This is a genomic window from Acinetobacter sp. SK-43, from assembly GCF_015351505.1.
Classification (GTDB): Bacteria; Pseudomonadota; Gammaproteobacteria; order Pseudomonadales; family Moraxellaceae; genus Acinetobacter; species Acinetobacter junii.
Map to the genome: position 1 here is coordinate 43669 of NZ_JADKPY010000076.1, position 9796 is coordinate 53464.

The 9796-nt window shown below is 38.4% G+C and carries 10 protein-coding genes; 7 read left to right on the forward strand and 3 right to left on the reverse strand.

Translation table 11 applies throughout. From position 1 onward, the window contains the following. Positions 1-136: 136 nt before the first annotated feature. Entirely contained in the window at positions 137-787 is a 651-nt protein-coding gene (rlmE, locus tag IRT38_RS14400; protein ID WP_004908277.1) for a 23S rRNA (uridine(2552)-2'-O)-methyltransferase RlmE, read from the reverse strand. A 231-nt stretch (positions 788-1018) separates the two neighbouring features. On the opposite strand from rlmE, the gene yhbY reads away from it, so the two are divergent. Both yhbY and IRT38_RS14410 read left to right on the forward strand, forming a co-directional pair. Next, a complete protein-coding gene (gene yhbY / locus IRT38_RS14405; protein ID WP_042893369.1) occupies positions 1019-1342 on the forward strand; it encodes a ribosome assembly RNA-binding protein YhbY in 324 nt (107 codons plus the stop codon). 7 nt (positions 1343-1349) lie between these two features. Then, a complete protein-coding gene (locus IRT38_RS14410) occupies positions 1350-1886 on the forward strand; it encodes a DOMON-like domain-containing protein (protein WP_004908285.1) in 537 nt (178 codons plus the stop codon). A gap of 46 nt (positions 1887-1932) precedes the next feature. Here the strand turns inward: IRT38_RS14410 and IRT38_RS14415 are convergent, their stop codons facing one another. Next, the gene (locus IRT38_RS14415; protein WP_004963543.1) at positions 1933-2541 is read right to left on the reverse strand and encodes a hypothetical protein; all 609 of its coding nucleotides are present in this window, start codon (positions 2539-2541) and stop codon (positions 1933-1935) included. A 360-nt stretch (positions 2542-2901) separates the two neighbouring features. Between IRT38_RS14415 and carA the strand changes: the two genes are divergently transcribed. The 5 genes from carA (at position 2902) to IRT38_RS14440 (ending at position 9202) form a co-directional block, all read left to right on the forward strand. Continuing rightward, on the forward strand, positions 2902-4041 hold the full coding sequence (gene carA / locus IRT38_RS14420) for a glutamine-hydrolyzing carbamoyl-phosphate synthase small subunit (RefSeq protein ID WP_004956022.1): 1140 nt from the start codon (positions 2902-2904) through the stop codon (positions 4039-4041). A 14-nt stretch (positions 4042-4055) separates the two neighbouring features. Continuing rightward, positions 4056-7289, forward strand: a complete 3234-nt coding sequence (gene carB / locus IRT38_RS14425) for a carbamoyl-phosphate synthase large subunit (RefSeq protein WP_004908293.1) — start codon at positions 4056-4058, stop codon at positions 7287-7289. Positions 7290-7381: 92 nt separating this feature from the next. Next, on the forward strand, positions 7382-7858 hold the full coding sequence (gene greA, locus IRT38_RS14430) for a transcription elongation factor GreA (RefSeq protein ID WP_004878279.1): 477 nt from the start codon (positions 7382-7384) through the stop codon (positions 7856-7858). 68 nt (positions 7859-7926) lie between these two features. Next, positions 7927-8553: a CatB-related O-acetyltransferase gene (locus IRT38_RS14435; RefSeq protein WP_194598079.1), complete on the forward strand. Its 627-nt coding sequence runs from the start codon at positions 7927-7929 to the stop codon at positions 8551-8553. A 211-nt stretch (positions 8554-8764) separates the two neighbouring features. After that, the gene (locus IRT38_RS14440) at positions 8765-9202 is read left to right on the forward strand and encodes a universal stress protein (protein WP_004956015.1); all 438 of its coding nucleotides are present in this window, start codon (positions 8765-8767) and stop codon (positions 9200-9202) included. Positions 9203-9349: 147 nt separating this feature from the next. Here IRT38_RS14440 and IRT38_RS14445 read toward each other — a convergent pair whose 3' ends face one another. Beyond that, positions 9350-9667, reverse strand: a complete 318-nt coding sequence (locus IRT38_RS14445) for an MGMT family protein (RefSeq protein ID WP_194598080.1) — start codon at positions 9665-9667, stop codon at positions 9350-9352. Positions 9668-9796 lie beyond the last annotated feature (129 nt).

The following is a 9796-nucleotide window of genomic DNA, read 5'->3' on the forward strand; positions in this document are numbered from 1 at the left end:
GGCTTTATTCCCATATCAATCTAATTTGATCATACCTAATCTTGGCTGACCTTCACAAAAACAGCAATGAATTTGCGTTGCAAAAAACTTAAAAGGTACAAAATGCACAATTTTTAACAACTTGGCAAGTACACTTTTATTGCAATGCCTTTTTACGACCTTGTCCAATCAAAAAAACCTCTTTTGATCGAGCACGAGACGCCTCAGGTTTAGCTGTTTTTAATACATCAAAACTATCGACCACTTGCTTTCTGAATTCGTCAAAACCCGAACCTTGGAACACTTTAACAATAAATTGTCCATTTGGTCCTAAAACTTTTTGAGCAAAATCCAAAGCCAATTCACAAAGATAAATTTGGCGCGGTTGATCAACAGCCCTATTACCTGATGTATTGGGGGCCATATCAGAAATTACAACGTCAACTTGACGTCCATTTAAAATATTTAACAATTTTTCAAAAACTTCTTCCTCTCGGAAGTCACCTTGTAAGAAAGTCACGTCAGGAAGTGCATCCATTGGTAAAATATCTGAAGCAATTACTAGACCATTAGAACCAACCAGCTTTCCAGCGATTTGTGACCAACTACCTGGTGCTGCACCAAGATCGACAACCGTCATTCCTGGTTTGATCATTTTATATTTTTCTTGGATTTCAAGTAATTTATATGCTGCACGAGCGCGATAACCTTCTTTTTGTGCTTTTTTCACAAAAGGATCATCCAAGTGCTCTCTCATCCATGCACGACTGCTTTTAGACAATTTTTGATTGGTAATGCGTGTCGCCATAACTCACTAAATTTCAAAAAACTTCTGATTAGTCATTGTACGTGAAAATTACTCTCATTACAGTACGGATGTACTTCATTCACACGAACTTTTACAGATTTTTTTCGATCATCTAGATTGGATATTTCTCTTATTTTTGATTATTTTTATCCATCCACAAGCCCCATTAAACTATCTTAGAAACAGGATGCGAGTTATACTAGTTCGTTTTTCAAATCAGGTATTTTTTAAATGGCGGCTTTATCTATCCATGAGCGCAAACGTTTACGTCAAATTGGCCACGCGCTGAATCCAGTTGTTATGATTGGTGGTCAGGGTTTGACAGAAAACGTAATTGAAGAAACAAATCGCGCTTTGAATGATCATGAACTTATCAAAGTTAAAATCGCGGGTGAAGATCGTGAAGATCGTGCAGCTGTAATTGATGCACTTGTTGAAGCTACAGGCGCTGAATCAGTACAAAAAATTGGTAAAATTGTTTTGCTTTATAAGAAAGCGGACAAACAAAATCAAAATCTCTCAAATCTCGTTCGTTTTGCACATTTAAGCAAGTAATCAGGCTATGGCAAGTTATGAACTCTCTGCTTTCGATCGTTTTAGTGCAATTACCGTTGTTGGAGCGATTGAGCAACAAACACCAGCGACTATAAATGTTGGTTTTTGGGTTCGTGACCCAAATCAGTTTTTAATTTATCCCGATCTCGTCGCAGCACATCCTCGCCTCGACTTTTTATGGGAACAAACGTGTTTTGAAATTTTTGTAGGTGTGAAAGATGAAGATTTCTATAGAGAAATTAATCTTTCCCCTTCTCAAGCTTGGCAAGCTTATCAATTTGAAGAATACCGATTCCCTGAAAATATACCGCCACTTCCTGCATATGATATTGAGCTAAATCACTTACAGAAAACCCATTACGGATTAAATGTAAGTTTAGACCTTACTCAATTTATGCAAAGCAATAAGTTGAAGTGGTCAGATTTATATGTAGGTTTAACTGCTGTATTAAATACCACACAAGGTATGCATTATTTTGCAATGCAGCACAGTAGCCCTCAAGCCGATTTTCACAACAAACGTGATTGGCTACATCAATTTTAATCAATAAAAAAGCGAGAATATATCTCGCTTTTTTATTGGCTAGTAATTAACTAGCACGAACTTTGTTCCAAGCTTCTACAGCTTGATCTTTAGTACGTTTAAAACTGCCAACTAGCGTATCTTTGTGCTTAACAGAGATTTGGCTAATATCATCTTTTAATTCTTTGCTTACTTTCGTTAAATCTTCAATTAAAGCATTTAACTCAGTTTTCAACGCATTCTTTAATTCAAACAAGTTACCTTGAGAAGAATTTAATTGTGATTTGATCACTTCAATACGTTGAAGTAAATCTTGCTTGATTTGAGTCAATTGATTTTGAATATTTTGATTCAATTCTTTAGCTTCAGTCTCAATTTTTTCTTGAGTTTCAGCAATCACTTCTTTCACTTGCTCTTGAGTTTCAGCAATTACTTCTTTCGCTTGTTCTTGAGTTTCAGCAATTACTTCTTTCGCTTTAGCAGTCTTTTCAGCTACAACTTCTTTCGCTTTTGCTGTTTTCTCTGCAACTGCTTCTTTAACTTCAGCAGTCTTTTCAGCTACAACTTCTTTCACTTCTGCTGTTTTTGCAGCAACAGTTTCTTTAGCTTTAGCCGTTTTCTCGACAGCAACTTCTTTCACTTCTTCAGCAGTTGTCGGCGCTTGATTCTCAGCCATTTTGATTCCCCTCTATACTGATTGTTGATTTTTTGCCTAGGTATAAGATAAATCGCTTCAGCATCGAATCAGGCAAAAATTGTCTAACAATTTGCATAATATCTCATTCTATACTTAGAAGAATGAGTTATTTTGCAATAGACACTCTCTTCTGCTCCTCTTTTTTTACACGTGTACTTTTAACTCACTTTAATAAATAAACACATAGACTTTTCAGAGACTCATGCGTATAATGCGCTGTTAAGTTACAAGCGAGCAGACTGGAAGGAGGGGCATGTTTTTAAAGACAGCCTACCTTTTTTTATGTCTACTCGCTTTTTTACAGCCCTATTTTTGTGGTTTTAGTTCAGGAGCTTTGGTTTGAGCACCCCCGCCATTTTAGCCCTCGCAGATGGAACGATCTTTAAAGGAACGTCTATCGGTGCATCGGGTAGTACGACTGGTGAAGTCGTTTTTAATACTGCCATGACTGGTTATCAAGAAATTTTGACTGACCCAAGTTACGCACAGCAACTTGTTACGTTGACTTATCCTCATATCGGAAATACTGGCTGTAATAGTGAAGACGTTGAATCAGGTCGCATCCATAAAGTATGGGCGAATGGTTTAATTATTCGTGATCTTCCACTATTACACAGTAACTTCCGTTCTGAGCAATCACTTAGCGAATATTTACAACAACATAATGTTGTTGCAATCGCAGATATTGACACACGAAAGTTAACTCGTATCTTACGTGAAAAAGGAGCACAAAACGGTTGTATCCTTGCTGGCGAAAATATTACAGAAGAAGAAGCTATCGCCAAAGCACGTGAATTCGGTGGTTTAAATGGTCTTGATCTTGCTAAAGAATGCTGTGACCCTGAAGGTTTCGAATGGACTGAAGGTTCTTGGGCATTAGGCAAAGGTTTTACCCAACCAGAACTTAAATATCATGTTGTTGCATATGATTATGGTGTCAAAACCAACATCTTACGTATGCTCGCAGATCGCGGCTGTAAATTAACAGTTGTTCCTGCACAAACACCTGCTGAAAAAGTCCTTGCTTTAAATCCAGATGGCGTTTTCCTGTCAAATGGTCCTGGTGATCCAGCAGCATGCGACTATGCAATCGAAGCAGTTAAAACCATTGTTGAAACCACAACATTACCAGTCTTTGGTATTTGTTTAGGTCACCAAATTTTAGCGCTTGCTTCTGGTGCGAAGACGATGAAAATGAATCATGGTCATCACGGCGCCAACCATCCTGTACAAAACCTTGAGAATGGTACAGTGATGATTACTTCTCAAAACCATGGCTTTGCAGTTGATGAAAGCACCTTACCTTCAAACTTAAAAGTAACACATCGTTCATTGTTTGATGGTACAAACCAAGGTATTCATCGCACTGACAAACCAGCATTTAGCTTCCAAGGTCACCCTGAAGCGAGTCCTGGTCCACATGATTGCGCTCCGTTGTTCGATCATTTCATCGAACTTATCGAAGCAGCTAAGAAGTAATTAAGGAGCGAATAATGCCTAAACGTACGGATATTAAAAGCATCTTAATTATTGGTGCTGGTCCTATTGTCATTGGTCAGGCGTGTGAGTTTGACTACTCTGGTGCACAAGCATGTAAAGCGCTTCGTGAAGAAGGTTACCGTGTTATTTTGGTGAACTCTAACCCAGCGACCATCATGACCGATCCTTCAATGGCGGATGCAACTTATATCGAGCCGATCACTTGGCAGACAGTTGCACAAATTATTGAAAAAGAACGCCCAGATGCAGTTCTCCCAACGATGGGTGGTCAAACTGCATTGAACTGTGCACTTGCATTAGATGCTAACGGTATTTTAGAAAAATATAACGTTGAATTGATTGGTGCATCAAAAGAAGCGATTGAAAAAGCAGAAGATCGTAAACTTTTTGACATCGCAATGCGTAAAATTGGACTTGAATGTCCTCGTGCTGATGTTGCTGAAAGCATGGAACATGCATTGGAAATTCAAGCACGTTTCGGCTTCCCAGTGATCATTCGTCCGTCATTCACGATGGGTGGTTCTGGTGGTGGTATCGCATACAATAAAGAAGAATTTATTGAAATCTGTGAACGCGGTTTCGATCTTTCTCCAACTAAACAATTATTGATTGATGAATCATTAATTGGTTGGAAAGAATACGAGATGGAAGTTGTTCGTGATAAAAACGACAACTGTATTATCGTATGTGCGATCGAAAACTTTGACCCAATGGGCGTGCATACTGGTGACTCAATCACTGTTGCCCCTGCTCAAACATTGACAGATAAAGAATATCAAATCATGCGTAATGCATCGGTTGCTGTTCTGCGTGAAATCGGTGTTGAAACAGGTGGTTCAAACGTTCAGTTCGGTATTAATCCGAAAGATGGTCGTATGGTTGTGATCGAGATGAACCCTCGTGTTTCTCGTTCATCTGCGCTTGCGTCTAAAGCTACAGGCTTCCCGATTGCAAAAATCGCTGCAAAACTTGCTGTTGGTTATACCCTTGATGAATTGAAAAATGACATCACTGGCGGTGTAACACCTGCAAGCTTCGAACCAGCGATTGACTATGTTGTAACCAAGATTCCTCGCTTTAATTTCGAAAAATTCCCACAAGCTGAGCCTGTTCTTACAACTCAGATGAAATCTGTGGGCGAAGTGATGGCGATTGGTCGTAACTTCCAAGAATCTGTTCAAAAAGCACTTCGTGGTCTTGAAGTCGGTGTGAGTGGCTTTGATGAAAAAATCGAAGTTGGTACAGCAAATGCTAAAGACATCATCTTAAAAGAGCTTAAAGTTCCAGGTCCAGATCGTATTTGGTATGTTGCCGATGCATTCCGTCATGGTTTCTCATTAGATGAAGTGTTTGAAGCAACGAAGATTGACCGTTGGTTCTTGATCCAAATTGAAGATATCGTTAAAACTGAAGCTCAAGTAAAAACTTTAGGATTTGGTGATTTAAACGCTGACAATATCCGTTCATTCAAGCGCAAAGGTTTATCTGACCTTCGTATTGCTGACTTAATGGGTATTTCACAAAAGCAATTCCGTAAACAACGTTGGAACTTGGGTGTATATCCAGTTTATAAACGTGTTGATACATGTGCTGCTGAGTTCGAATCAGGTACAGCTTACATGTATTCAACTTATGATGAAGAATGTGAAGCAAATCCATCAAGCCGTGACAAAATCATGGTCATCGGTGGTGGTCCGAACCGTATTGGTCAAGGTATTGAGTTTGACTACTGCTGTGTACACGCTGCCCTAGCTATGCGTGATGACGGTTACGAAACAATCATGGTGAACTGTAACCCTGAAACTGTTTCAACTGACTATGACACATCAGATCGTTTGTACTTCGAACCTGTTACATTGGAAGATGTTCTTGAAATCGTACGTACTGAGAAGCCTAAAGGCGTGATCGTACAATACGGTGGTCAAACACCTTTGAAATTAGCTCGTGCTTTGGAAGAAGCCGGTACACCAATCATTGGTACATCTCCAGATGCGATTGACCGTGCAGAAGACCGTGAACGTTTCCAGCAAATGATTCAACGTCTACAGCTTCGTCAACCGAACAACAGCATTGTAAAATCTGCTGAAGAAGGTATCTCTGAAGCTGCAAAAGTTGGTTATCCGCTAGTTGTTCGCCCATCTTATGTATTAGGTGGTCGCGCAATGGAAATCGTATATAACGAAGAAGAACTTAAGCGTTACCTTCGTGAAGCAGTTCAAGCGTCAAATGAAGCGCCTGTTCTTCTTGACCGTTTCCTTGATGATGCAACTGAAGTTGACGTAGACTGCGTATCAGACGGTAAAGACGTTGTGATCGGCGGTATCATGCAACACATTGAACAAGCAGGTATTCACTCAGGTGATTCAGCATGTTCGATTCCTCCTTACTCTCTTTCACAAGAAGTTCAGGATGAAATGCGTCGTCAAACTGTTGCGATGGCAAAAGAGCTTGGCGTTGTAGGTTTGATGAACGTTCAGTTTGCAGTAAAAGGCAACGACATTTATGTACTTGAAGTGAATCCACGTGCATCACGTACGGTTCCTTTCGTATCGAAATGTATCGGTGAATCTTTAGCGAAAGTTGCTGCTCGTTGTATGGCTGGTCAATCTTTAGAATCTCAAGGATTCACTAAAGAGATCATCCCAACTCACTTTGCTGTAAAAGAAGCGGTATTCCCGTTTGCTAAATTCCAAGGTGTTGACCCAATGCTTGGACCTGAGATGAAATCTACAGGTGAAGTTATGGGTGTAGGTGAAACTTTTGGCGAAGCATTCTACAAAGCTGTGCTTGGTTCAAATGAACGTTTACCAGGTTTGCCAACTGAAGGCGAAGTGAAATATGCATTCTTATCTGTTCGTGAATCAGACAAGAAATATATTGCTAATATCGCTAAACAATTGATTGCTTACGGTTTCAAACTTGTTGCAACCAACGGTACTTACCAAGTATTGCAAGAAGCTGGTTTAGAATGTGAAGCAGTCAATAAAGTGACTGAAGGTCGTCCACACATTGTAGACCGCTTGAAAAATGGTGAAATTCATCTTATTGTCAACACCACTGAAGGCAAACAAGCTCAATACGATTCTGCAATGATTCGTCGTGCTGCCCTACAAGGCAAAGTGTACTACACAACGACAATCAATGGTGCAGAAGCAGTTTGCCAAGCATTTGCTGTGAAATTGCCAATGGATGTATACCGCTTGCAAGATTTACAAACTGTAGGTTAATTCTCTACCGATAAAGTCCCGTCACCTTATCGGTGGCGGGCTTTTTCTTTTTTTAATCCTGTATTTTCCCAACCAATTTAGAGGGGACTAAAATGCAACGTTATCCTATGACTCCTGAAGGCAAGGTTGCCTTAGAGAAAGAATTACAACAGTTAAAAACAGTTGATCGCCCACGTATTACACAGGCTATTGCTGAGGCACGTGAGCATGGTGACCTCAAAGAAAATGCTGAGTATCATGCAGCACGTGAGCAACAAGGCTTCTGTGAAGGTCGTATTCAAGATATCGAAGGTAAACTTGGCGCATGTCAGGTAATTGACGTTAAAGATCTTGAACAAAACGGTCGTGTTGTATTTGGTGTTACGGTAACGATTGAAAACCTAGATACTGAAGAACGTAAGACCTATAAAATCGTAGGCGACGATGAAGCAGATTTTAAAATTAATAAAATCTCAGTGAACTCTCCAATCGCACGTGGCCTATTAGGCAAAAGCGAAGGCGATGAAGCTAAAATTCAAACACCACAAGGTGAAGTTGAATACGAAATCGTGAGCGTGGAATACCTATAATATTCCAAGCTCAATTAACCCCTCACCTTTGAGGGGTTTTTCTTCTCAAATTATTCTGTGAAATGTAAATGGACTCAACTTCGATCAACTCCCCTGTTAAACATTGGTGTGAGTTCGAATTTATTGCGAAAACTGTAAAAAATCCAAATATTCATATTAAAGGTAATTATTCCTATTATTCTGCTTATTGGGATCAAGGTTTTGAACGTTGTGTAGTACGTTATCTACATGACAAAGTATCCACACCAGATAAACCAATAGACCAACTTTATATTGGTAATTTTGTTTGCTTCGGTGCCGAATGTGTCATTATGATGGGCGGCAATCAGCTGCATAGACCAGACTGGATCTCAACATTCCCCTTTGATACACGCAGTTTTCTCCCTGCGGGTGACACCATAATTGCAGATGGCTGCTGGATTGGAAGCAGAGCCATGATCATGCAAGGTGTTAAACTCGGTGAAGGTGCTGTGATTGCCACAGGAGCTATAGTCACTCAAGATGTCCCACCTTATGCAATTGTAGGCGGTGTACCTGCTAAAATTATTAAGTATCGTTTTTCTGAAACAGATATTGAAAGACTACTTTCTTTAAAACTCTATGAGCTAGATGAAAAGCAGATTTTAAAAATTAGAGAACTATTACAAACTGATCAACTTGATGGTTTACGCTCATATTTAGACAAAAGTCTATAAAATAATTAACTTTACAATACACCTTATACAATTTCAATATTCTTATATTTTTCAAATAATTAAAAACATAAAAACATTTAAAACCAACAATTATTCTTATGAAATTACTAGGTTTTATTATGCGAATAATAAGTTTAATATGAAAGTATAGTTTTTATTTTAAAAAAAAATTTAGAAGCGAATCAAAGTGTAATAATAAGGAGTATTTATCATGGCTTATCAAAAAATTCTTGTCGCTATCGACGACTCTGAAATTTCAGCAAATGTCATTCAGCAAGCAGCACAACTTGCTAAAGCTTTAAATAGCCAAATTACTTTGGTTCAAGTAATGACTTTAGACCCATATTTAGCAGATGCGTATTTACGTATGGGGCAAAGCAATGAACTAATTGAACGTGTGCGATCTTATGTTCAGGAAAATTTAACGAAAGCTCAAAAACAATTTGAAGAATTAGGACAAACAGTTGCAACACAAGTTGTAGAAGGTTTTTCAGTTCATGAGGAAATTATTAAAGCTGCTCAAAATCTTGAAGTGGATTTAATTATCATGGGTTCTCATGGTAGAACTGGATTTAAAAAGTTTATTTTAGGTAGCGTTGCTCAGAAAGTTTTGGGGGAAAGTCATATTCCTGTTCTAATCGTTCGCTGATTTAAGATTATCGTTAATCTAAATAAAAACCGCATGCCCAATTTCAGGCATGCAGTTTTTTAAATTATTTTAATAAGTCAGACCTATAATTTACTTATTAACGTGATTTGATTCGATTGAATAAATTATTTATTTTTAAGCACATAATTAAAATATCCATTGATAATCTTTTAATTTAATTTTGTGATTCTCTAACAAAATACCTTCATTTTTTAATAGTTTTAATTGTCGATTTTCACCATTTTCATCTAAGTTTATTGTACTCACTTTACCTTGTGAATTAATTACCCGATGCCATGGAAGATGACTTCCTTCATCTAAATTCTTTAAAACTGTACCTACAAGACGGGCATGTTTTGGTAGCCCAGCTAGTTGAGCAATTTGTCCATAGGTAGCGACCTTTCCAAATGGAATTAAAGCGACGACTTCAAGAATTTGGCGTTGTAGTTCATTGGTATCATTCATCATCATTACTCATAAAATCTGTTAGCATGTCTGAATCCACATTAAAATACTTCCATAACAATTAAAATCTTGAAGAGTTGAGAGTTCGAAGATGCAATTGAAACTATTATTTGTATCCATACTGAGTAT

Bases quoted from the DNA above. Each gene is read 5' to 3' on its own strand.
- rlmE (WP_004908277.1), bottom strand. From the start codon at position 787: ATGGCGACACGCATTACCAATCAAAAATTGTCTAAAAGCAGTCGTGCA.
- yhbY (WP_042893369.1), top strand. From the start codon at position 1,019: ATGGCGGCTTTATCTATCCATGAGCGCAAACGTTTACGTCAAATTGGC.
- IRT38_RS14410 (WP_004908285.1), top strand. From the start codon at position 1,350: ATGGCAAGTTATGAACTCTCTGCTTTCGATCGTTTTAGTGCAATTACC.
- IRT38_RS14415 (WP_004963543.1), bottom strand. From the start codon at position 2,541: ATGGCTGAGAATCAAGCGCCGACAACTGCTGAAGAAGTGAAAGAAGTT.
- carB (WP_004908293.1), top strand. From the start codon at position 4,056: ATGCCTAAACGTACGGATATTAAAAGCATCTTAATTATTGGTGCTGGT.
- greA (WP_004878279.1), top strand. From the start codon at position 7,382: ATGCAACGTTATCCTATGACTCCTGAAGGCAAGGTTGCCTTAGAGAAA.
- IRT38_RS14435 (WP_194598079.1), top strand. From the start codon at position 7,927: ATGGACTCAACTTCGATCAACTCCCCTGTTAAACATTGGTGTGAGTTC.
- IRT38_RS14440 (WP_004956015.1), top strand. From the start codon at position 8,765: ATGGCTTATCAAAAAATTCTTGTCGCTATCGACGACTCTGAAATTTCA.
- IRT38_RS14445 (WP_194598080.1), bottom strand. From the start codon at position 9,667: ATGAATGATACCAATGAACTACAACGCCAAATTCTTGAAGTCGTCGCT.